The organism is Magnetococcales bacterium (assembly GCA_015232395.1).
In the GTDB taxonomy this organism is placed as follows: Bacteria; Pseudomonadota; Magnetococcia; order Magnetococcales; family JADFZT01; genus JADFZT01.
Map to the genome: position 1 here is coordinate 1 of JADFZT010000071.1, position 23877 is coordinate 23877.

At 57.4% G+C, this 23877-nt stretch carries 23 protein-coding genes; 16 read left to right on the forward strand and 7 right to left on the reverse strand.

Annotated elements, in window-relative coordinates; genetic code table 11:
• The first annotated feature begins 183 nt into the window (after positions 1 to 183).
• Both HQL52_16120 and HQL52_16125 read left to right on the forward strand, forming a co-directional pair.
• Positions 184 to 2913, forward strand: coding sequence for an SUMF1/EgtB/PvdO family nonheme iron enzyme (locus tag HQL52_16120; GenBank protein MBF0370975.1), 2730 nt, complete (start codon positions 184 to 186; stop codon positions 2911 to 2913).
• 537 nt (positions 2914 to 3450) lie between these two features.
• On the forward strand, positions 3451 to 3918 hold the full coding sequence (locus HQL52_16125; GenBank protein MBF0370976.1) for a hypothetical protein: 468 nt from the start codon (positions 3451 to 3453) through the stop codon (positions 3916 to 3918).
• Positions 3919 to 4292: 374 nt separating this feature from the next.
• Here HQL52_16125 and HQL52_16130 read toward each other — a convergent pair whose 3' ends face one another.
• Positions 4293 to 5567: an HD-GYP domain-containing protein gene (locus tag HQL52_16130; protein ID MBF0370977.1), complete on the reverse strand. Its 1275-nt coding sequence runs from the start codon at positions 5565 to 5567 to the stop codon at positions 4293 to 4295.
• 569 nt (positions 5568 to 6136) lie between these two features.
• Here HQL52_16130 and HQL52_16135 point away from each other — a divergent pair.
• The 14 genes from HQL52_16135 (at position 6137) to HQL52_16200 (ending at position 18312) form a co-directional block, all read left to right on the forward strand.
• Positions 6137 to 6556: a glycine zipper 2TM domain-containing protein gene (locus HQL52_16135; GenBank protein ID MBF0370978.1), complete on the forward strand. Its 420-nt coding sequence runs from the start codon at positions 6137 to 6139 to the stop codon at positions 6554 to 6556.
• Between the two features lie 677 nt (positions 6557 to 7233).
• Positions 7234 to 8223 carry a peptidase gene (locus HQL52_16140; protein ID MBF0370979.1) on the forward strand — a complete coding sequence of 330 codons (990 nt, stop codon included), beginning with the start codon at positions 7234 to 7236 and terminating at the stop codon, positions 8221 to 8223.
• 94 nt (positions 8224 to 8317) lie between these two features.
• Positions 8318 to 8734, forward strand: a complete 417-nt coding sequence (locus tag HQL52_16145; GenBank protein ID MBF0370980.1) for a DUF2190 family protein — start codon at positions 8318 to 8320, stop codon at positions 8732 to 8734.
• A gap of 13 nt (positions 8735 to 8747) precedes the next feature.
• Entirely contained in the window at positions 8748 to 9674 is a 927-nt protein-coding gene (locus HQL52_16150) for a major capsid protein (protein MBF0370981.1), read from the forward strand.
• 5 nt (positions 9675 to 9679) lie between these two features.
• Positions 9680 to 9994 (forward strand): hypothetical protein, encoded by a 315-nt coding sequence (locus HQL52_16155; GenBank protein MBF0370982.1) that lies wholly within the window; start codon positions 9680 to 9682, stop codon positions 9992 to 9994.
• Positions 9994 to 10503 carry a DUF1320 domain-containing protein gene (locus HQL52_16160; protein MBF0370983.1) on the forward strand — a complete coding sequence of 170 codons (510 nt, stop codon included), beginning with the start codon at positions 9994 to 9996 and terminating at the stop codon, positions 10501 to 10503. Before HQL52_16155 ends, HQL52_16160 begins: the two co-directional genes overlap by 1 nt.
• A gap of 171 nt (positions 10504 to 10674) precedes the next feature.
• Positions 10675 to 11040, forward strand: coding sequence for a hypothetical protein (locus HQL52_16165; protein MBF0370984.1), 366 nt, complete (start codon positions 10675 to 10677; stop codon positions 11038 to 11040).
• An 18-nt stretch (positions 11041 to 11058) separates the two neighbouring features.
• Complete coding sequence (locus HQL52_16170; GenBank protein ID MBF0370985.1) at positions 11059 to 12078, forward strand: hypothetical protein; 1020 nt, start codon at positions 11059 to 11061, stop codon at positions 12076 to 12078.
• Positions 12079 to 12144: 66 nt separating this feature from the next.
• Positions 12145 to 13320, forward strand: coding sequence for a hypothetical protein (locus HQL52_16175; GenBank protein MBF0370986.1), 1176 nt, complete (start codon positions 12145 to 12147; stop codon positions 13318 to 13320).
• 185 nt (positions 13321 to 13505) lie between these two features.
• Entirely contained in the window at positions 13506 to 15338 is a 1833-nt protein-coding gene (locus HQL52_16180) for a hypothetical protein (GenBank protein MBF0370987.1), read from the forward strand.
• 85 nt (positions 15339 to 15423) lie between these two features.
• Positions 15424 to 15651, forward strand: coding sequence for a hypothetical protein (locus tag HQL52_16185; protein ID MBF0370988.1), 228 nt, complete (start codon positions 15424 to 15426; stop codon positions 15649 to 15651).
• Positions 15652 to 15664: 13 nt separating this feature from the next.
• The gene (locus tag HQL52_16190) at positions 15665 to 16111 is read left to right on the forward strand and encodes a hypothetical protein (GenBank protein ID MBF0370989.1); all 447 of its coding nucleotides are present in this window, start codon (positions 15665 to 15667) and stop codon (positions 16109 to 16111) included.
• Between the two features lie 323 nt (positions 16112 to 16434).
• Positions 16435 to 16932: a peptidylprolyl isomerase gene (locus tag HQL52_16195; GenBank protein MBF0370990.1), complete on the forward strand. Its 498-nt coding sequence runs from the start codon at positions 16435 to 16437 to the stop codon at positions 16930 to 16932.
• 18 nt (positions 16933 to 16950) lie between these two features.
• A complete protein-coding gene (locus HQL52_16200; protein MBF0370991.1) occupies positions 16951 to 18312 on the forward strand; it encodes a cold shock domain-containing protein in 1362 nt (453 codons plus the stop codon).
• A gap of 224 nt (positions 18313 to 18536) precedes the next feature.
• Here HQL52_16200 and thiL read toward each other — a convergent pair whose 3' ends face one another.
• From thiL to ribD, 6 genes are all read right to left on the reverse strand, one after another.
• Positions 18537 to 19574, reverse strand: coding sequence for a thiamine-phosphate kinase (gene thiL / locus HQL52_16205; protein ID MBF0370992.1), 1038 nt, complete (start codon positions 19572 to 19574; stop codon positions 18537 to 18539).
• A complete protein-coding gene (gene nusB, locus HQL52_16210; protein ID MBF0370993.1) occupies positions 19571 to 20218 on the reverse strand; it encodes a transcription antitermination factor NusB in 648 nt (215 codons plus the stop codon). The genes thiL and nusB overlap by 4 nt, the downstream gene beginning before the upstream one ends.
• A gap of 138 nt (positions 20219 to 20356) precedes the next feature.
• Positions 20357 to 20818: a 6,7-dimethyl-8-ribityllumazine synthase gene (locus tag HQL52_16215; GenBank protein ID MBF0370994.1), complete on the reverse strand. Its 462-nt coding sequence runs from the start codon at positions 20816 to 20818 to the stop codon at positions 20357 to 20359.
• A 36-nt stretch (positions 20819 to 20854) separates the two neighbouring features.
• On the reverse strand, positions 20855 to 22087 hold the full coding sequence (locus HQL52_16220) for a bifunctional 3,4-dihydroxy-2-butanone-4-phosphate synthase/GTP cyclohydrolase II (protein MBF0370995.1): 1233 nt from the start codon (positions 22085 to 22087) through the stop codon (positions 20855 to 20857).
• A gap of 5 nt (positions 22088 to 22092) precedes the next feature.
• A complete protein-coding gene (locus HQL52_16225) occupies positions 22093 to 22752 on the reverse strand; it encodes a riboflavin synthase (protein ID MBF0370996.1) in 660 nt (219 codons plus the stop codon).
• Between the two features lie 4 nt (positions 22753 to 22756).
• Positions 22757 to 23833 carry a bifunctional diaminohydroxyphosphoribosylaminopyrimidine deaminase/5-amino-6-(5-phosphoribosylamino)uracil reductase RibD gene (ribD, locus tag HQL52_16230; GenBank protein MBF0370997.1) on the reverse strand — a complete coding sequence of 359 codons (1077 nt, stop codon included), beginning with the start codon at positions 23831 to 23833 and terminating at the stop codon, positions 22757 to 22759.
• Positions 23834 to 23877: the final 44 nt, after the last annotated feature.

Genomic DNA, 23877 nt, shown 5'->3' on the forward strand with positions numbered 1-23877 from the left:
CCCTCCCACTGAGGAAAAACCAACCAAGACCATTGGTTCCCACTGGAAATGAACCGCCTCAATTCAGCAAAAACCAGCCAAACACCATCTACCGGATTGCGGTGATGGTAAAAATCCGGGACAATCCATCCCGTTCCGGTTCAACCTTTCCTACCGGGAACCCTATGATGCGGAATGAAAAACATGTCACACCCTGAGCCTGCCAAATTCCCTCGGATCTCTCTCCTGCTGGCCATCTTTCTGCCGCTTACGGCAGGTTGCGTCATGACTGAAACAGGCCAATGGGGGGTGCGTACCTGGGAAACAGTGGGAACCCACTATGAAGGGATGTTGCTGGCGGATGGCAGGCGACACGGGGAAGGCACCTATACCTGGCCGGACGGCGCTACCTATACCGGAGATTTTCTCTACGACGCCCGCACCGGCAAAGGCACCTTTACCTGGCCCAACGGTGCCACCTATCAAGGGGAATTCAAAGAGGGCAAGCGTCACGGTGAGGGCACCTTTACCTGGCCGGACGGCTCCTCCTTTACCGGCCACTTTGTTGAGGGCAAGAAAGAGGGGATCGGCCTCTTTGTCTCCAGCGCTGGCGAAGATGGGAAACTTCCTGAAAAAAAAGAGGAAACCTGGAAAAACGGCGAATTGGTATCAAGTCGGGTGTTGCCTGAGGATCCCTTTGGGGAAACTTTTCCCGGCCTGGAGACCCCTCCTGAACTCTCCGAAGAGGAGCTGACCCCCTCTGAGACATCCCCTCCAGAGGAAACGCTCCAGATGGGAAATCTTCAAGAAGAGTTTCAGGAAGAACTCGATGCCCGAGCGGCCCCCCTTGATTCCGAATCTCCCTGGACCACTGCCAACAACACCCCACCCAGCCCCCCCTTAAACGGCTGGGTCGCCCCCGATAACGGCACGAACCTCACCCTTTCCCAAGCCTCCGATACCAAAATCAGCCCAGAGATGGAGGCTGGCCAGGATGATCCCGACACCGAAGCCGAAACCGATCAGGGGGAATCCACCATCGAAATTCCCTGGATCAATCCCGACACCCAAACTGTTTGGAAAGATCCGGATGCGGAAGGTGCGGGAATGGAAGATGGGGGTATAGAGGGTGAAGAGCCGCCTCCCTTGGCCGATGGGGACGAAATGGCCCGGGTTGCCGATATCGATGAAGCCCAACCGGCGGTCTCCCCCCTGGCCCGGATCAACAGCCTGTATGCTCCCCCCAAAAAGCGCCAGGAAACGCCCCAAACGGGTGATTCAGGGGATGATCAGTCTTTGGCCCAAGCACAAAGCGGCTCTGTCTGGATAGATCCCGACACCCAAACCCCGTGGCAACAGCCCGATCCGGTCGTGGGAAATGAAACCACCGATTCCCAAACCTCTCTTCAAGCCACACCACGCATAACCAAAAAACCGGTTGACAGCCACTTTCCGGAACTCAGCCGGATCCTCGATCCTCTCAAAAAGCGGGCTGCCGGAAAAGTGGACGAAGTGCCATCCACCTCCGAAAACATCTCGGACCCGGGGGAAGCTCTGACGGATATAGGGGAAACTCTGACGGATGCACAGGAGACTCTCCCGGAGGAGGGCTGGTCGGCCACTCCCAGAACCGACCCCTTGCCAGAATCCGATGTGACAATGGATTCCGAAGACAACGCCCCCCCCATGGGTCAGATGCTCGCCATGATGAATGGGATGGATCAAACGTCCGGATCAGTCTTTGACCCCCAACCCACGCTGGAAAACACCGATTCGGCTCCCCCCTCTCGCGTCAGCATAAGAACAGCGGGTCGCCTGCTGGCTGATGCCCGGATCATGGACCCGGAAGGAGAGCTACAACCCTACACCAAAGAGTCACCGCTCCTGGACGATGGCCGGGAAGAGTTCTTAAACCGGCATAAAAAGGACAACGATGAAGAATCCTTTGATGTTGAGGAGACAGGCCAGACAGAAGAGACGTTTCAGGCAGGTGCCATCATGGCAGATACCCTGGCAGATGACAGCGAACAGCTCCTCCAGATGGCACAAGAGCCGTGGCTGGACGACACTCCCGACAGGGATGTAGCGGAAACGGCCTCATCAACTGAGATAAAAACCACCCCCACATCCGCCATCAAAGCGCCAAAATCCCTGACCCAACCACCGGTCACTGAAATCATTTCCCCCAAGGCTCTTGAAAATGAGCCCCCGGCCCAGCCATCAGCTCATGCGCAAAAGGCCACCCCGGCAACCTGGCAGGAGCCCCACACCGGCATGGAATTTATCTCCATCTCCGGGGGATGCTTTGTCATGGGCAGTGATTTTGCCAAACCCAACGCCACCCCCGCCCACGAAGTGTGCCTTAAAGACTTTTGGATCTCCAAACAGGAGACAACCCAAGCCCAGTGGCAACGAATCATGATGGAAAACAAGCCACTTACCAGAGGCACAGGCCACCTCCCCCAGGGGAATGTCTCCTGGAATCAAGTGCAAAAATTTATTCAGGCATTGAACAAAAAGGGCCGGAAAAAATTTCAGCTACCCACCGAGGCGCAATGGGAATATGGCTGCCGTAGCGGCGGTAAGGGAGAGCGTTTTTGTGGTGGGGAAAATCCGGATACCCTGGCCTGGCACAAGGGCAACAGTGGGGAGCGCACCCATCCGGTGGGGGGCAAAAATCCGAATGGTGTTGGCCTTTTCGATATGAGCGGCAACCTTTGGGAATGGGTCGCTGATCGTTATCAGGCCGATTATTACAGAAAAGCCCCCCGTCACGATCCCCAGGGGCCTGACAGGGGAAGGACCCGGGTCTATCGTGGGGGGGCTTGGCAGAGCGACCTGGAGCAGCTCCAGGCCACCACCCGCCAGCATCTTTCTCCCAGCCGACGCTATCCACTCCTGGGCTTTCGCCTGATCATGCTTGAGAGTCGATAGGGTCGGTTTGAGAGGCTCAGACGGTGACCTGCTTACCGTTGGGTATGCTTTGCAGCACCTCCGCAACCAGCTGATCGATGGCCCGGCCTACCGCTTCGGGTATGGGCACGGACTCGGTTTTGGCAAGCATCTTGAATGCTTGTCTGACTGAATCCAACCCGACGGAACTGAACACTCCTTCTGAGAGTTGTACGGCTCCGCTGCGAGGGACATCCAGTCCGCTTGCATGGCGAGGTTGAATCGTGCTGTTATTCGAGTGACCTTGTAACCGTCCTTGGTGTACCACTCGGCTCGCAATCTGTGTGGTCTCCATGTTCATCTCTCTACCCCTAACCAACAAGGCGTTTAACCATTGGTTCATAGGGTAATAGATCGGCCATCTGGGGGGAAACTGAAGAAAAAATGGACTGGCTCGCAAAAAAAATGATCCCCCCTTCCCCGAGACAGGGTGCCCTTGAAACACCTCGCCACCCCGCATTTTTTCTCCTTTTTCTGATGGTTACACTGGCTCTCGGGGGATGTTCCGGGGAGGTGGATATGGCGGACCTGGAAGTGCGCCGGGATCGCTACTATCTGAAAGGCAAAAAAAGCGCCTACAGCGGTCGGGTGGTCGCCTACTTTCCCACCAGGGGCAGAGAAGGCAAGCGGCTCTATATGGAGGGGGAGTATGAAAATGGCTGGAAAACCGACACCTGGACCACCTACCGCTGGGATGGGGGCAAGGAAGTCGCCCAATACCGCTTCGGCAAACGCAACGGCTCCTCCCGCTGGTACTATCCCAGGGACCGTATCCAACGGGAACAATATTATCGCCACGGCCAGCCCCATGGTGATGGCACCCTCTATGATATCAAGGGCAACATCACCAAGCAGCTCTATTACGAAAACGGCAAGCTGATCCCACCGCCCCCAGAGGATCCCCCTGAGGAACCCCTGCGCCAGGATTATTACGGCAAACGCACGATTTGGGATAAGGCGTTGAGTGCTGTGAAAAACCTGTTCTGATCAAGTGCCAGAGATGGTTTCCCGCTACCGGGAGGGGATTTTCCCTTCCCGGGAAGCTGTTTTTTTCCAATGGAATGAACTGAAACCGGGGGGAGATATAGTAGGCCTACCTCAGAACTGGACACTCTTCTCTGACTCGTCATCCCCGTGAAGGCAGGAATCCAGAGAGATCATCATGCCCCTCAAGGAAAAACCTAATCTTCAGCAAGGCCGGTGTTTTGCTGAAAGTGAAGCAAGATTTGGAAAGTTTCGCGCCAGACATCCTGGATTCCCGCATTCGCGGGAATGACGAAAAAAGTGCTCCGGAATAGGTCCAATTCTTGATTCGAATGGCTATAGCGCGGAAGACTGAACCGGGATCGGGCTGAAAAGCGTTATTTAAACAGCTTGGGGTCGGGCATGAATTTGACTGGATCGACGCCCCACTGGGCGGGATTTTCGTGGCGTAAGATACGAAATCCATCCCCCGCCTCCTTCCCCTTGTAACTCATCAAATCCACATCCTTGGGGACCAGCTTTTTTTTCTTTTTGGCATCCACCACCACTTTGATCACCGGATGGAGCAGGCTCTCCTTGTTGGGGCGGGTCACCACCCCCAGCAGGTTGTTTTTCAAGCGCACCAGGGAGCCGATGGGATAGATCCCCACTACCTGGATAAAGCTTTGGTAAAGCTCGGAGTTGAAATGAAATTTGCTCCATTCGAGCATTCTTTTCAGCGCCACATAGGGGGGATTGCCCTTGTGATAGCAGCGGTCGGAGGTGATGGCGTCATACACATCGACAATGGCGGCCATCTGACCAAACAGGTTGATCTGATCCCCCTTGAGAGCCTCGGGATAGCCTGAGCCGTCGTAACGCTCGTGGTGTTGGCTGGCCACCAGCATGGAGATTTCTGAAATACCGGGGGATTTTTCCAAAATCTTGCGGCTGTAGACCACATGATTTTTCATGATGAGGAACTCTTCATCTGTCAGCCGCCCGGGTTTGTTGAGGATATTGGGTGGCGTGCGCATCTTGCCCACATCGTGGAGCAGGCCCCCAACCCCGACATCCACCACCTCCTCTTCGCTATACCCCAGCCCCCGGCAAAAGGACATCAAAAAGACACCGACGTTGACCGAATGCAGAAAGGTGTAGTCATCCTTCTGCTTGAGGAGGCTCAGGCTTAACATCGCATCCTGGTTGCGAAACATCGACTCGGTCATGTTTCGCACCACATCCTTCACCGCCCCCACTTCCACCTGCTTGCCCAGACGCACATCCCCCAGCACATCGCCGACAATAGCCCGGGCTTGGTGCTTGATCTCGGAGGCCTTGTTGATCTCCTGATCAAAGGTGACCTCCTGGGAGGGGGCATCATCGTATTCGTCGTCATCATCCCCCAACTCCATCATCTGGCGCTCCAGGGAAGCTTCCACCTCCTTGGCGGTAGGGGCATCCTGAACATCCCGCCCCCGCTCGGTGTCGATGTAGAGTTCCTGGATGCCATGGGCGATGATGGCCATCACCTGGGCTTCGGTCTCCAACATCTTTTGGCCCCGAAAGGCGTTGGGGTCCTTATCCTGGCAGCAGGGATCCCGCCATTCGTGGTTAAAATCATGCACGAACATGCCGGGTTCGAGTTGTCGGGTTGCTACAAGCTTGATCATGGCACTCTTTCCAATCCTTTGTTCCTAAACAATCCCTCCCCGATTGCTCATTTCACCTCCCCCACAGCCAAGCCATGGGGGCTGATTCAGAACCTTCCACCCTCACGGGCAGCCCCTCAATCGGCCCCCTCCGGTAAAAAACCATCTGACCGAAGGGAGTCCTTCTTTTCGGCTAAATTCCATCACCAGGGAACTTATGGCTTCTGAACCGCACAACTGAGAGGAAAGCCCCTTTGCTCATGGCGGAATGGGACGCATCTCGCTGGGCATATATTCCAGGAATTTTCCCATGATTGGAAGAACAATTCGTGGTCAAAAAGAGAGTCCGGGAGGGGGCCTGAAAGGGTGGGAGCGGGTTTGCCGTCAATGTGACCAACCTGGAACAATCGCTCCTTTACTTTCAATTGTCCCGATGTTTACCGGCAAACCAATGTATGGTAGTAAGAGATAAGAAGTCATCGCCCCTGAGCAGACAGCAGCAAGCAAAAACCATTTGCAGGAGATCCACTATGAAAACGCTTTTCCGGCCTGTTTCCCGCTACCCTCACCTCTTGTTGGTCGCTGCCCTGATGGTAGCCGGACCAACCCTGTTAAGTGGCTGTGCCACCAAAGCCCAATCGGGAGCTGGTATTGGCGCTCTGGGGGGCGGGCTCATCGGCGGTTTGGCTGGCCCCTCCAAAAACAAAGAGCAAAACGCCCTGATTGGCGCTGCCATCGGTGGGCTGATCGGCTATGGCATCGGCAACGAGATGGATAAGGCGGACCAGGCCGAACTCAACGATGTCTTTGAATCGGGTCGCTCCAACAAAACCGCCAACTGGAAAAACCCCGACACCGGCGTCAACTATTCCGTCACCCCTCGCCGTGCCAAGCATTCCAATGGGCGCATCTGCCGGGACGCCAAAATCGAAACCTTTGTCGATGGCCACACCGAAATCAGCGTCCAGAAGGCCTGCCGACGCCCCGATGGCAGCTGGGAACTGATCTGACCTCTCCCCCGCTTGTTTGACGCGGCCAAAGTCTCTGCAAACCGTAGGATGTGGTGAGCTGCGCGAACCGCATCAATCAAGACACTGGTTCAAATGGCTCACAAACGGTACGGTTTGCTTAGCTCACCGCATCCTACAGGTTTACCTCCCCTCCTCTCCCAAGAGCGAGCCCGTGTAACCCATCGGATACGGTGAGCCACGCAAACCCCATCAATCAAGACGCTGGTTCAAATAGCTCACAAACGATGCGGTTCGCGTAGCTCACCACATCCTACAGGTTTACCTCCCCTCCCAAGAGGGAACTCGTGCAACCCAACTGGATGCGGTGAGCCACACAAACCCCATCAATCAAAACGCAAGCGTCAGCACCGCCCCCTCTTTTGCCACCCCAAACAGACCCTCTCCCAGCCCATCCGGAAAACCGCTCTAAAATATAACCTTTAGAACCCAAAACAGCCTTTAGCAACACCTTGATTTATCAAAATCCCCATCTCCACAGACCAAACCACATCGATTTTTAGCCGACCCCACGCCAACAACACCAGTCTTTTCTGTTGTTTTTTAAGCTGTTTTGCGCAAATAACCCTGCTGCTGCACTTCATCTTAATCATTTTTGTCCCTCCCGCCCATACTCCTCAAATCATGAACGCACACAAAAAAGACGCCCTGAAAACGCCATGAATACACCACAAAAAATCGCCATTTTTAAAACAGGCCGCCACACCGACATGGGAGGAACCTCTCTCGATTTCAGAGAAGGGGATCTCCAAGCCTCAGCGGCAGCCTATGACCCCAACCTCCATGAAGCCCCCCTGGTGATCGGCCATCCCCGGCACGACGCCCCAGCCCACGGCTGGGTCGCACAACTGGAAACCGACGGTGATCTCCTCTCCGCCATTACCCGGCAAGTGGATCCAGGATTTGCCCGGACCGTGGCAGACGGACGTTTCAAAAAAGTTTCCGCCAGCTTCTACACCCCCACTTCCCCCAACAATCCCAGGCCGGGGGTCTATTACCTCCGCCATGTGGGATTCCTGGGTGCCCAACCCCCTTCGGTCAAGGGTCTCCCAGAGGCCTCCTTTAAAGAAAACGAAGAGGGGGTGGTGGTGCTCGACATCCCTGAAACCGCATTTAGCGAACCTACTACCCACACGGAGAATGACATGGCCCAAGACCACGACAACCTGACCGCAAGGATTGCGGAACTCAAACAACGGGAGGAAAAACTCGTCGCCTGGGAAGCCGCCTTCGCAGAGCGGGAAAAAGAACTTCAAGAGGCCGAAGCCGAAGCCCAAGCCGACAAGATCAACGCCTTTGTCACCCAGTTGGTGGATGAAGGGCTGATCCTGCCCCGGCAGATGGAAGGCCTGGTGGCCTTTCTGATCTCTCTGGATGAATCCGGCGACCTGATGTTTTCCGAGGAAGGTGAGGAAGTCCGCACCAACCCGCTGGAATATATCCAATCATTTCTCAAAAACCTCCCCGCCCAAGTGGACTTTTCCGAACGGGCCGCCGAGGGCAGCACCGATCTCACCCACACCCCCTTCCGGGTTCCCGAAGGTTACAGCGTCGATCCGGCTGGCCTGAAGACCCATATGAAAGCCATGGCCTACGCCCGGGAGAAAAACATCGATTACGCCACTGCCGTGACCGAGCTCTCTCGCTGACGGCCAACCCGGCAGCAGATCGGCTCAAGGGGTTCCAAGTAACGCCCCCACGAGCTGAAAAAGTGCCACCACTACACAGTAAGGATGATTGAAGATGAGCCAACAAAACATTTCCGTATTGACCCTGACCGTGACCGCCAGCGGCACGGTCACCACTGCCCGAGGGGTGGGCTATGACGGCGCCCAAGCCACCACGGCAGGACAAAAGGTGATGGGTATCGCCATGACCGGAGCCGCCGCCGGGGAATCCCTCGCCGTCGTCACCAAAGGTACCGCCATCGTCGAATCGGGTGCCGCCATCGCCATCGGTGACTCCCTGATGGTGGATACCCAGGGCCGGGTCACCCCCGTGACCGGCAACCTTTCCATCGGAAGCGGCGCCACCCCCGTCACCTCCACCGCCGCCAATGGCGAAATTCTGACCGGCGCCGATCTGCCGGAATATCTCGTCGGCGACGCCCTGCAGGCCGCTTCCGCTGCCGGCAAATTCATCGAAATCCTCTTGCGCTAAGGAGAAAATGTAAATGAGCATGACCTCAAGCCAAATCCGGGTCGTCGATCCGGTTCTGACCAACATTGCCCAAGGCTATCGCCACGCCGATCACGTCGGTACCGCCCTCTTTCCCACTGTTCCCGTTGAGGTTTCCGGTGGCCAGGTGCTGGAGTTCGGCCAGGAAAGCTTCAAACTTTATCAAGCTCGCCGCGCCCCCGGCTCCACCACCAAACGGATCCAGTTCGGCTATCTGGGCAAAAGCTTTGCCCTGGTTCAGGATGCCCTGGAGCAGGCCGTCCCCCGGGAGCACATGCGGGATGCCAGCCAGAGCCCCGGCGTGGATATGGGGCAGCGAGCCGTCAACGGCACCATGCGCGCCCTCTCCCTGACCCTGGAATACGATCAGGCCCAGCTCGCCACCACCGCTGACAACTATGACACCGACCACAAGGTGGCCTTGACCGGCACCGACAAATGGTCCGACGGCGCATCCGACCCCGCCGGAGACATCAACACCGGTAAGGAAGCTATTCGCACCAGTGTCGGCATCCAGCCCAACACCCTGCTGCTGTCGGCCCAGGCCTATAACGCCGTCAAAGAGCATCCCAACGTGGTGGAGCGGTTCAAGTATACCAGCAGCGAATCGATCACCCCGGAAATGTTGGCCGCCCTGTGGGATCTGGAACGGGTGGTGGTGGGTCGTGCCGTGGCTTTTGATGATGCCGGTGCCGTGGTCGACATCTGGGGCAACAACGCCGTTCTCGCCCATGCCCCGGCCAACCCCTCGGGCATCGAAGAGCCCTCCTTCGGCTACACCTACACCATGGCGGGCAATCCCATGGTGGAAAAAAGCTACTACGAAAATCAAACCAAGAGCTGGGTCTTCCCGGTCACCTATGAGCGGCTGCCTGTCCTCACCGGCATCCTCTCCGGTTACCTGATCCAAAACCCGGCCTGATTTCCATGGCTGATTTTCTCGTCATCACGCCACTGCGCCGGGATGGAACACTTCACCCCTCCGGCACAGTGATCGAGATGGATCCGACGCAAGCGGCAGAACTCTTAGCCACTGGCGTCCTCAAGGCCCCTCCCGTCCGGGCCGCCGAAGGATCAGATCACACTGCTGAAACGCCTGTTTCAGCAGCGATCTCTCGGTTGGACCCGGACAATCCCAGCCACTGGACCCGGGATGGCAAACCGCGCATCGAAGCGCTCTCTGCCATCCTGGGCCGGTCGGTCTCGGGGGGGGAACGCAATAAAGCCTGGCGGAGGCGATGATGTACGCAACAGCAACCAATCTTCTCACCTGGATTGGGGCCAAGGAGTTGGCAGAAATCGCCACCCCCGACGACCTCATCCAGATCACCCCGACTCTGATGCGCCTCACCATTCAGGGGGATGCCAGGGATGCCTATACCCAGGCGGAACAGGATGCCGCCGACGAAAGCCTAGTGCGCATCGAGGCGGCCCTGGGGGATGCCGACCGGCAGATCGATTCCTATCTGGCCAGTCGCTACACCCTGCCCCTGGCAGCCGAAGTGATCACAGGCTCCATTTTGCCCCGAATCTGCGGAGATATCGCCCGGTGGCTGCTGTTTGATAACGGCGTCACCAAAGAGGTAGGGGAGCGCTACGACCGGGCTGTCGTCTATCTCAAGGATCTCCAGTCGGGAGATGCCCAATTGGGAGAAGAGAGCCCGGAAGTTTCGGGAACCAGTGCAGGTGAGGCTGATTTCGAAGCGGGTTCCCGGGTGTTCGACGACGACACCTTGCAAGGATTCATCTAAAACCACTCTCCCCTCAAGCCGGGATCGCGTTAAACCCGGCTTGAGGAAGAGCCCCATTGATCCAATGCCGGCGTGCGGCCCAACCGGGAAAAATCAAGATCGGTTGGGCCACACGCCCAAGCCCTCAACCTTATAAAGGATCCGGCGAGACATGATCCGCCTCACAAGGCCATGAAACAACTCGATGACATCATACTCCCCGACTCCTTGCAGTGGATCGACCGCCATCAGGCCTCCTCCACTGCCCAGAGCCTGGACTACACCTTGGCCGGAAACCCGGTGCTCTTTGCCCAAGGGTTGGAAAAGGGGCGTCCCATCACCCTGGAAGCGGCTGAAGAGGTGACTTGGCTCGATCAGGAGACCGTGGACGCCCTTCTCGATCTGGCCAACCAAGCCGGGGCCACCTTTTCACTCAACTGGGAAGGGGAGTGGCTGACCGTGATGTTTCGGCATAACGAACCACCTGCGGTTTCGCTGCATCCCATTTGGCCCCATCACACTCAATTCATCGGCACCATCAAGCTGATCCAGATGTAGATATCGGAGTCCAAGGTCATGGCAATCCAATCCAGTGAAATCAAGTGGTACCAGTCCCAAACCGTGAGTGATGCGGCCAGCAACGGCGGCAAGCTCTCCACCACCGAAATTCCCGACAGCGTTAAAAACAACGTCTGGCCCGACGTCCCCCAGGGGGAGCGGGATGCAGGATCCACCAAATATCGCAAAACCTTCATCAAGGTAGCCAACGACGACGACCTCACCCTGGTGAATCCCCGGGTGTTCGTCGAGACCCACACCCCCGGAGATGACCGGGTGTTGATTTTTCCCGGTACCCAGACCGACACCCAGACCCAGGCTGAGGCTGAAACCCGTTTTTATGGAGCCGGGGATCTGGATGTCGATGTTTCCATCGCCGCCACCACCCTGGGGGTCAACACCGAAGCCGGGGGAGATGCCATTTTTCAAAACGGCGATCTCATTCGCATCTCTGACAAAACCAGCGTCGATGATGCAGGGGGCAACGAAGAATTTTTGCGTCTTGATGCCACCAGTGGCGTCTCCTGGAACAGCGACAAGGCCACCCTCACCCTGGAGAGCGGAGCCTCCCTGGCCAACGCCTATACCGCTGCTGCCACCCGGGTCAGCTCCGTGATTGAGCCTGCCGACATCGAAGCCTCCGTGACTTCCTGGAGCGAATCTTCCGCTTCCGGCACCTATGATGAAACCACCTCTCCTCTGGTGCTCGATCACATCGGCTCCATTGAGGAAAACTGGACCATCACCTTCACCTCCGCCACCAACTTCAGCTGCTCTGGCGCCACCGTCGGCAGTGTCGGCAGCGGCTCCATCGGGGGGGGTGATTTTGCCCCCAACAATGCCGACTTCAACAAGCCCTATTTTACCCTGACCGACGGCACCCCCCCCTGGGGCGGCACCTGGGCCACCAACGATGTCATCACCTTTACCACCCATCCGGCCGCAACCCCCGTATGGGAAAAACGCATCGTTCCGGCTGGAGCCGACAGTCTCTCCGGCAATCAGGTGGTGGTGGCCATCAGCGGTGAGAGCCCCTGATCACCCGGGATCAACCCCAGCAGCAATCCACCCATCAACCCGACAACGTGAATCCGGAAGAGACCCATGACCACACAGCAACCCTATAAGCCCGGCCCATTTTCCCGCATCAGCGCCATCAGCTTTCCGGGCCTCGTGGAGTTGCGCTTCCGGATTCACCGGGATGATGGACTCACCTATACCCCGGAGGCTGAAGAGGCCCTTTTCATCCATCTGCTCACCGATGGAGCCTCTCCCATCTTTACCGGTTTTTCCGTGGCCATCCCCGGCACCGACAACTATCCGAATCCCTACTACCAGGAGACCATCCCCGGAACCGTGGCCCGCTTTGAATATGTCATCATCGATGCCGAAGCGGATCCGCCGGTGGGGGAATATCTCCTGCAACTCAAGCGGAGCTATCTGACCATCGCCCATGGGATGGAAACCATACAGTTCCTCCTGATGACCGATGGGGACAACACCCTGCCTACCATCTATCCACGGGTCTATACCGATGGTCCCACGCCAACGTTGCTGACCGAGGGGCTCTATGAAACCACCCTCCCCTACTACATCCCCCTGGCCGCAGAGATAACCGGCACCGCCGCCAGCCGCACCCGCACCTATACCTTCACCTCCAGCGTTCCGGTTCATCTGACCCATACCGTCAGAGGGGTCTATCAGGATGGGGAATTTCTCTATGGGGTGCGCCCATTCGGCAGCTATCGGATGGAGGAGGCGATGCTAGAGCGGTTACCCGGCGGGGCTCGTCTGGGACCGTTCCTCGGCTCCTCCCTGGAAGCGGGTTCAGCCAGTGTGAATCATTTTGACGATTTTTATCTCCAGGTCCCCTCCTACCCCCCACCCACCGCTGGATTTGAACCGGTATTAAGTGGATCGGATTGGGTCAAGGGAGAGGCCATCACCGACCCCGATTATGAGGGGGAATATATCGTCGAGGATTTCAATATCTGTCTGGCTGGGATCTCTACGACGGTTTATATCGGCTCCAGCTTCGGCATGAGTCGCACGGTTACCTTTGAACCCAACAACCAGGCAGACACCGTGACCGATTTGGGCATTCTGGATGGTCGTCTTTTGCAACGCAGCTATGCGGTAACAACCAGCTTCAGTGGCCCCTCCCAGTTTACGGCAGGCTACAACCAGGGACGCCCCACCGGTCCCTTTCATCTGGATGGCGACCAGGATTGCCTCGACCAATGGTTCGACCTGGAATTGGTGGCAGAACCGACTGAATAAGAGGCTGCCAGTGACGCCAACGGCACCAAAAATAACCGAGTGCAGGAGCCGTTCAAAAAACGCCTTGCTGCCAAAAATTCGCTGTTGCCGGAAGAGTCACTCCCAGCAGCAGCCAAATTGAGCCGGGTGTGATTCCCGGAAAATAAACCCAAGGGAAACCCACCCGAGTTGACAGGGGAAAACAAGTGACGGTCAAACAACACGCACAAGCCTATGCCCTGCGGATCAAGCTCGATGTGGATTCGGCCCAGACCCATGCCCTTTTGGTGTCGGCAGCCTCTCACCACCCCTATCCCATTCGCTTCAAGCTTGATCAGGATATCACCCACCCCTATGTCATCCGGGTGGGTGCCCAAAACCAACACCCCTGGCAACGATACCTGGCAAACCAGGTGCGCCAGCCTATTTTCGACACCCTCCATCAACAATCCAGCCGCTCCTGGTCGCTCCTGGCGCCGGTCAAAGCCCCTTGCAGCCACCCCTATACCAAAACCGTTCCAGTCGCCAACCAAGTGGATCACACCTTTGATCTACTCACCATGAATCCAGTCGCCGACGCCCTGAAGAGATACTGGAACCTCCAATCCCCGGAACTGGTTCTGCCATCGGCCCAGGCGGTCATGAAGGTGGACGGTCAAGAGATTCCCCTGCTCACCGCCAAGGTGTGGCAGGAGGCGGATGGCCTTTTTTGGAATGCGGAGGTGACTCTCGCCACCGAAAGTGATTTCCAAACCCTGGTGACCGACACCCCCTTCACCCTGGAGATGGGCAGCGACACCGTGCATCTCATGGTGGAAAAAAAAATCCATGATCGCAACGGGCCGGTGAGCGAAGAGCGCCGGGTGACGGGTATCAGCCCGACGGCGATACACGCTTTTCCCAGGGCCGCTCCCCTGACCCAAACCTGGGAAGAGTCGATCATGGCCCGGAGTGCGGCTGAAGAGCTGGTGGACGACACCATCGATTGGCAGATTGTCGATTGGTTGATTGGCGCCAACCGCCTGGAAGCCCAGTCCCAATCCCCCCTGGAGGTGGTCCAAACCATTGCCCGGGCAGCCGGGGGTGTCGTGGAAACCACCTTGGATGGCTCCCTGCGGGTGCGGCCCCACTTTCCGGTGACCGTTCCCGACTGGGATTTGGCAACCCCGGACCAAATTTTTACCGACACCACCGACAACCTGCAAACCCGCTTCGAGACAGCCGCCGTCAGCCGAATCAACCAGATCACCGTCCGGGAAGAGATTCCCGCCGCTGATACGCCCTTTTTGGCGGCGGAAATCGACCCTCGGCCCGAAGGCAACAATCTGGCCCGGACCACCTTTTATGCCGGGGATACGGTCCACTTTTGGGTCACCACCGGCCCCACAGTAAGCCTGGAACAAGTCTCCGCCTCAACGGGCCGGCTAAATCTCAACGCCCTGGAAAACATGTCCATGACCGACGACGTTGTTTTTCTGGCATCCGACCAAGCCGTCCTCCCCAGGCCTGCCCAATCGATCCAGAGCATCATCTGGCTGGGCACCAGCCTTGGAAGCCTCTCTCTCGGGGAGGATGGCCGCACCATCACCGCCAACAGCGAAGGCACCTCCATCGCCCGGATTACCAGCTTGGTCAGCGTGCGCCATGTAAGTATCGAATCCCCCAACAAACAGTCGAGTCTGGAAGCCTTCCCCGTACAGATCAGCCTCACCGGAGACACCGAAGGGGCGGTGATGGAGGTCTCCCAAGAGCGGGAGCAGGGGGATCTGCCCGGAGAGGAGATCAGCGATCCCCTGCTTTCGGACTATCAGGCCCTCTATGCCCGCAGCGAAATGGAACTCAATGCCGGAGAGGGATTGCAGACTCTGGAAATCCTCGCCCTCTACCGCTCCAGCCTGGAACCGGGCCAACTGGCGGAAGTTCACGACGCCAAATATGGCCGCACCTTTCGAGGGCAGATCCAGAGTGTGCAGCACGAAACCGACGGCAACCGCCTGCTAAGCCGCATTCAGCTGCTCTGCCGCGTGACCCAAAACTGACCACCCATCGATTCAATAAACCATCAAGGAGAACGACATGCTGACCCAAAAAAATCTTCAAACCCACGACGCCCGTTTTCGGACGGTGCTGGCTGGAGAGCGGTTTTTAATCACCCGCCTGGCCTACAACGGCAGCGGTAACGTCGAATACATGGGACAAGCCGCCCCCGGATGCACCGAATCGGAAGCGGCCTGGTTGATCAAAAAAATCACCTATGACGGCAGCCAAAACCCGGTAACCATTCAATTTGCCGGCAGCCAAGCTCTCTTCGACCAGGTGTGGTCGGACCGGGCTTCCCTCAGCTACGGCTGACAGGAGAAAAAAGATGCCCCAAACATTCAATCCCTTTACCAACGAGCTGGACTTTACCTTCAACTTTACCGGTGACGTTCATCCCATTCAGACTTTCAGCGCCACCTTTCACACCGACGGCCTGAACCATCTGAATGCAGCCAAAGTCCTGGCGGTGCCTGTCCCTTATGGGGGCTCCATCGTCGCCATGACGGTTCGTTCCAGCACCGCTCTTACTGGAGATCAAGTGCTGGATTTGGAACCCCACGTGAACGGCACGGGGCTCACTCCCACCGATCTCGACCTGCAACTCAACAGCACCGACGGCTCAAAGGACAGCGCTACCGTGGCCTTTGGCACCACCAACTACGATATATCCAGTGGTGATACGGTGGGATTTTTGGCCACATCCACCGGAACAGCCAAATGGTCCGCCACCTTTCACGCCACCATTTCGGTGGCAACAACCCCGATTCCGTAAGAGTTCCCCCGCTTTCGGAAAGAGTGGTTCGTCCTGCCTTGTTGTAGGACGAACCACCGTTACAAAACACCCTCTTTCCCCCTCTTTCGGGCCTGTTTGGCGCAAGCTGCTGCGGTTTGCTCATTTTCATATCGCAAATAATCTGTTACGCTTTGGGGTTGGAATTATTGACCGATAATCACGACCAGGAGGATTCTACACCCATGACGCCCCGTTTTTTACACGCCTTTTTCGTCCTGGCTACCGCCTTGACGCTGGTACTTGCCGCACCCCACGGGCAGGCCGCTCCTGGCGATGTCACCCCCCAAGCCACTCAAAACCAAATGAAAGCCAAACACATGGTCATTCTGGAAACCTCCAAAGGGGACATCACCCTGGAACTGGACGCTGAAAAAGCGCCCATCACCGTTGCCAACTTTTTGGAATATGTTGATGCCGGTTTTTTTGACGGCACCATTTTCCACCGGGTGATCCCCAACTTTATGATTCAGGGTGGCGGTTTTGAGGCGGACATGAGCCAAAAACCGACCAACAAACCCATCAAAAACGAAGCGGACAACGGCCTTTCCAATCTCCGGGGCACCGTCGCCATGGCCCGTACCATGGTGGTAGATAGCGCCACCGCCCAGTTTTTCATCAACCTTAACGACAACCATTTTCTTGATCACGGCGGCCGGGATTTCGGCTATGCGGTGTTCGGTAAGGTGGTAGACGGTCTCGACGTAATGGACGCCATCGCCCAGGTCCAAACCGGCAATAAACACGGCCACGGCGATGTACCGCTGGAAACCGTTTCCATCGTGTCGGCCAAACGGAAATAATCCGGAAAAGGCCCAGCCATGTCCCCCTTGAAGAGGATTTTCCTCATCGCCCGGATCCACAACGCCACCCAACAGCAGGAGAGCCTGCCGGAGGCGGAGTGGATTCATACCTTTTCCACCTTTTTCGACATGGTTCGTGAGGTGGTCAAGGGGCATGGCGGCACTCCCATCAAATTGATGGGACCGGGTGTCATCTGCTCTTTCCAGGAGGCAACACCCGCCGTCAAGGCGGCCATACACCTCCAGGAAATGCTGCAAAAAGAACGCAACAATGATGGGCTTGATCTCTGCTGCAAGGTGGGTATTTCAGCAGGGGAGGTGTTTGAATATGCGATTGATGGGGGGCCGCCGGACTATATCGGCCTGCCTCTACAGATCGCCTCTGATCTCTGCCGCCTGGCCCGGGGGAACGCCATCATTCTCACCGAAGAGGCCTACCAGGAAACCCATCTGGAAGAAATCCGCTCCCGGGGAGGCGATCTCACCAAACGCCGTAACGCCGAATATTTCCAAAAAGAGCCCGCCCGCCGCCTCCAGGGGGTGCAGATGCCGGTCTCCTGCCACTCCCTCTTTTGGCAGGCCAAGGGAGGAGAATATCTGACCCATTCGCCCATGGAAGAGAGCCAAGGGGATATCAATCCGGAGCAGACCCAAGGCATCGTCTATTTCGGCAAGGTGTCCGCCTTCAAACGGGAGCGGGGGTTTGGTTTCATCCAGTATTACGATGAAAATCAGGAATATAAAGAGATCTACTTCCACATGACATATGTGATCAACCAGACCCCGGTCCGGGAGCACGACGACGTTCAGTTCGTCATCAAGCCCGGCAAGGGGGGGCGGCCTCAGGCCTGCTCGGTGATCGTCATGGGCGGGCGACTGCAAGGTCAGGTGGAAAGCTTCGATCCCCGCACTGGAGGGTTTATCACCATCCGGGATCACGATTCGGAGGTGATTAAATTTTTCATGCTGCCCAACGAATCCCACCATCCCGATTTTCTGTCCAACGACATTGTGGAATTTACGGTGAGTTCCGGTTCGGACATGGAGGGTTTGACCGCCACCAACGTGCAATATTTTAACGGTGAGCACCCCCCCCACCTGGCAGGCTCCGGAGATAATCTCACCATCGGCAGCCAAGAGCAGGCGATGATCACGGTCTATTTCCCGGAAAAAGGCTACGGCTTCGCCAAGTGCCGGAGGAACAACATCTATCTCCACGTCTCCGAATTCGTCGACCCCGAAGCCGACCCCCAACCCGGCGCCCTCATCCAGTTCGAAGTCTTCCCGGGTCGCAACGGCACCTACCGCGCCAACGACATCTCCTTCGTCACCGATGAAGAGCCTGCTCTTGCCTCTTCTTCTGACAGAGAGAGCGCATAAGGCCCTTCAGATCCCCAGCCCCGAATTCCTGATTTTATCTAAAAGAGCTCTGCTGGCAGGGCAGGCATTCGCTTCCAGCTCGCCAATTGATATGCCAATGACCTGCCACTCCCTTTATCCGTCCCCTCCCCACAGCCAGATCTCTCTTTCACTTCCCCTCCCAGAAACACCTGAACAACCCCTTAAAATCAATAATTTAAAACGACACCCCAAGAAAATAACGCCTAAAAATGGCGCCAACCACCCTTACCAACATCCAAAGGAGTCCCACTTTGGAATAGAGAAAGGCCTGAGCCATCCAGAACCATCCTGCCAACGTCAGCAAGGGATATAGAGGCGTGAGTGGCCATTTTTGCGAGCTCTTTTCGAGCTGAATGAGGGGCGGTGAAGAGCAGCTCATAATCCTCCCCACCGGTGAGGATCAACTGAAGGATTTCGTCTCCCCGTTCAGTGAGCAGGGCACGAACTGGTGGAGAGAGGGGGAGTTTTTCAGTGTGGATTTCCGCCCCCATGTTGGAAGCTTTGCAGAGGTGGCCCAGGTCCGCGACCAAGCCATCGGAAACATCCAGCATGGCGTGGGCCAAACCCCGCTCCCGGAGTAGCTGGCCCAGCTCGACCCGGGGTTGGGGCCTGTTTAAACGGTCTTGCAGATAGAGCCAATCCTGCTCATCGTCAAACCATTCCCGCTTCCCGGCATAGCCCAAAGCCGCATCACCAATGGTGCCAGAGAGATAGATCAGATCTCCCACCTGGGCTCCGGAACGCCGAACCGCCTGCCCCTTTGGCACCAAGCCCATGAGGGTGATGGTGAGAGAGATCCCCCCTCTGCTCCCCACCGTATCACCGCCGATCAAGGTCAAGCCAAACGCCTCCCCCGCATCCCCCAAGCCCCGGGCAAAGGCCTCGACCCAGTGGAGTTTGGTTTGGGCGCCAGCGGAAAAGCTGAGGAGATACCAAAGAGGCTCCCCCCCCATAGCCGCGATGTCGGAAAGGTTTACCCGTAGAGATTTTTGTCCGAGGAGGTAGGGATCACAATCAGCACGAAAGTGAATCCCCTCCACCAAAGTATCGGTGGTGGTGAGGAGTTCCTGACCAGGGGGAATGTCAACGATGGCAGCGTCATCCCCGATACCGAGGGTGACACCGGGGGCTTTTTGCGGGAGGGTTGCGAAGAGCCTTTCAATCAGGCCGAACTCTCCCAGGGCGGTGAGATCTTTTTGCGCGGAGTCAGCAGCCGGACTGAAAGGACCACTCCGGGTCACGTCGCCTCCGGGACTTCCTCTGCCTGAAGACCCTTCCCGGCGGCTTTCTCCTCCCCGGGGACTTCAACCGGCTTGGTAGCTTCAACCGGTTTGGCGGCTGCAACCGGCTTGGCTTTTTCACTCTTCTTGAAAGCCCGTTTTTTCCTGGATGCGTCGGAGCGGAGTTCTCTGGCCAAGCGGTCGAGGATGCCGTTCACAAAGCGGTCGGAGCCGTCCCCCCCATAACGCTTGGTGAGTTCGATGGCTTCATCGATCACCACCCGGTAGGGCACATCCGATTCACTCAAAAGCTCGTGAATGCCTTGCCGCAAAATCGCCCGATCCACCACGGAGATGCGCTCCAGGGGCCAGTTTTCAGCGGATTTTGAGATCAGTTGGTCCAGCTTGTCCCGCTCCCGCCACGCTCCCTCGGCGATGCGCTGGAAGTAGGGCAGGTCAGCAGAACCCGGCGCATTCTCCTCCCAAAGCTGTTCGATTGCCCGGGAGATTTCATCCCCGGAAATTTCGCATTGATAGAGTGCTTGGAGCACCAACTCCCGTGCTTTACGGCGGCTACCCCGCCCCCCGGTATGGGTGGAGCGCGGAAAAGGAAATCCCCCCTCAGCCCCGCCCTTGGCTCCCCCCCTTTTTTTGGATCGACCCATAAGAAAACCCGACTCCCCCAACCCCAGAAAATGGAAAAAACACGCACCATCCGGTTGCTGTCACCGGCAGTGGCTTGTCTCGTTACAGCAACCGTTGCTCGCTTCTATTCCAGCGGCCAGGCAAGAGCCTCAAGCAGCTCAGATCTGTTTCAGCAGATTGACCATTTCAATCACCGACATGGCGGTTTCCCACCCCTTGTTGCCCGCTTTGGTGCCAGCCCGTTCGATGGCCTGCTCCACGGTATCGGTGGTGAGCACCCCAAAACCGATGGGAATATCGCTCTCCAGGGAGACCGAAGCGACCCCCTTGGTCACTTCAGCCGATACATAGTCAAAATGGGGTGTCGCCCCCCGAATCACCGCACCGAGGCAGAGAATACCGTCATATTTGCCGCTTTTGGCGACTTTTTGGGCTGCCAGGGGAATTTCAAAGGCACCAGGCACCCGTAGCAAGGTGATTTCCGCCTCTTGGGCACCGTGGCGCACCAAACAGTCGGTCGCACCCTCCAGGAGCCGTTCGGTGATGAAACTGTTGAAACGGGCGATGATGATGGCATACCGGTTGCCACCGGCATCCAGGCGACCTTCAAGGGAGGCCATTGCACTCATGATTCTTTTCCTCTTTGCTTGGTTAATCTAGCCGTCAGAGCCATTGGCTGAAAATTGTTCGAGCAGGTGGCCCATTTTGTTTTGTTTGGCTTCCAGATAGGAGGCATTACCCGCCTTGGCAGGGAGTTCGATGGGGACACGCTCCACCACTTCCAGGCCGTGCCCTTCCAGCCCCACGATCTTTTTGGGATTGTTGGTCAAGATTTTCATGCGCCGCACACCGAGATTTTTCAAAATCTGTGCGCCGATCCCATAATCCCTGAGATCTGCCGGAAATCCCAGCTCTTCGTTGGCCTGGACCGTATCCAGGCCCTTATCCTGGAGGTTGTAGGCGTGCATTTTATTGATCAGACCAATCCCCCGCCCCTCCTGCCTGAGATAAACGATCACACCGTTGCCATCGGCACCGATCTGCTCCATGGCGGTGTGGAGTTGGTCGCCACAGTCGCAACGGAGGCTGCCGAACATGTCGCCGGTGAGGCATTCGGAGTGCACCCGGACCATGACCGGGGTATCGCTATCGATCTCCCCTTTGATCAAGGCAACGTGCTGGAAATCATCCACATCGTTTTGAAACACCACCAACCGCCACTCGCCGCCGTAGAAGGAGGGGAGCCGGGTTTCCACAGCACGGTGAACCAAGCATTCGTTGTCGGTGCGATAGGAGATCAGATCGGCAATGGTCGCGATCTTGAGCCCCTTCTCCCGGGCAAAGGTCATCAGATCCGGGACTCGGGCCATGGAGCCGTCGTCTTTGAGGATTTCGCAGATGACCGCCGCTGATTTTCTCCCCGCAAGCCTCGCCAGATCCACCGAGGCTTCGGTATGGCCAGCGCGCACCAGCACCCCTCCCTCACGGGCCACCAGGGGAAAGACATGTCCCGGGCGTGCCAGATCGCAGGCGGTGGATTTTTCGTCGATGGCGACCTCGATGGTGCGGGCGCGATCATGGGCGGAGATACCGGTCGTAACCCCGGTCGTCGCCTCAATGGAGACGGTGAAGGCGGTTTTAAATTTGGCGTCGTTGTTGACCACCATGAGGGGCAGCTGTAGCTCTTGAACCCGCTTCTGGGTGAGCGCCAGGCAGATCAGGCCGCGACCATGCATGGCCATAAAGTTGACAGCCTCGGGGGAGCAGCAGTCGGCGGGGATCACCAGATCCCCCTCATTTTCCCGGTCCTCGTCATCCACCAGGATAACCATCTTGCCCTGGCGAAAGTCTTCGATGACCTCTTCGATTCCGTTGAAAGTGAAGTTCATGGAGTTCAAACAAATCCTTTCTTTATGAGGTAGGCTTCATCGATGCCCCGGCTGGCTTTGCCCAGCCCCCCTTTGAGCAGGCGTTCCACATAGCGGCCCAAAAGATCGGTTTCGATGTTGACCTCTCCCCCCGGCCCAAGCCCGGTGAGGGTGGTTTTGAGCTGGGTGTGGGGAATGATGTTGACGGAAAAGCGGGTGGCTTCCCCCACATCCTCCACCTGATTGACCGTCAGGCTCACCCCGTCCACGGCGATGGAGCCTTTGGAGATAATATAGCGCCCCGCACTGGCTGGGACACGGAACCATATTTCGATGGAGCGGCCACGGGGTGCCGCGCGCTCAACTCTTCCCACCGCATCCACGTGTCCCTGGACGATGTGACCATCCAGCCGCCCCCCCACCGCCAGCGCCCGTTCCAGGTTGACCAGATCTCCCGGAGAGAGCTTGGCAAAGGTGGTGCGATGCACGCTTTCGGCGGAGACATCGACGCTAAAGTGACTGGCAGATTTTTCCACCACGGTCAGGCAGGCACCATTTACCGCAATGGATGCTCCCATGCGCACAGAGCTGAGATCAAAATCGCAGTTGATCCCCACCCGCCAATCCTGGCTTGATTTTTTCAGGCTGCGAACCGTGCCCACCTCTTCGATCAGACCGGTAAACATGGTGTTATGCAAAAGCCCCCTCTATCAAGATATCCTCGCCGATCATTTGGGTGGTGAGTCCGTCAACCCGCAAAGCTTCCCTCAAGCGCGCCACCCCCAGGCCATCCAGCACCCCAGGGGCATTCCGGCCACCGATCAGCTTGGGAGCAAGGAAGAGCGCCAGCCGATCTCCGAGTCCTGCTTCCAATAGAGCGCTGGTGAGCCTGCCTCCTGATTCAGAAAGCACGCTGGTTATCTCCCGTTGACCCAGTTGCTCCAGCATGTCGTTCAGATCCACCCGGCCATCCCCAGTCGCTTTACAGAGAATGGTTTCCGCCCCCTGCTCCCACTTCAGGCGTTCGATTCGGCCTTTGGGGGCGGCCTCGGTGGTGGCGATCCAGACCGGGGCGGTGGTGGAAGATGAAAAAACCGCCGCATTATCGGGGATTTCAAGCTTGGAGTCCACCACCAGCCGTATGGGATCCCGTCCTCCGGGGAGGCGGCAGTTTAAACGGGGGTCATCGGCGGCCACGGTACCGCTGCCCACCATCACGATATCGTGGCTATCCCGCAGCCGCTGGACCTTTTTTCGAGCGGGTGGACCGGTAATCCACTGGCTCTCCCCCGTATGTGTCGCAATCTTGCCATCAAGAGAGGCCGCCATTTTGATGGTCACAAGCGGTCTTCCCCGGGTGATCCAGGAGATAAAGGGGGCGTTCAATTCCAATGCCGCCGCTTCCCGCACCCCGCTAATCACTTCGATCCCGGCTTGACGCAATCGTTCCAAGCCTCTTCCCGCCACCTGGGGGTTGGGATCGGTCATGGCGGAGACCACGCGCTTAATGCCGGCTTTGATCAAACCATCGGCACAGGGGGGGGTGCGGCCCTGATGGGAGCAGGGTTCGAGGCTGACATAAGCGGTGGCCCCTTCAGCCGCTTCTCCCGCCTCCCGAAGCGCCTCCACCTCGGCATGGGGCAATCCCGCCCGATGGTGATAGCCCCGCCCGACAATCTTCCCATCCTTTACAATCACACACCCCACCATGGGGTTGGGACGGGTGCGCCCTTTGGCTCTGGCTGCCAGGCGCAGGGCGTGATCCATGTGGCGTTGGTCTTCCGGCGTGATTTTTCCTGACATGGGCTGAC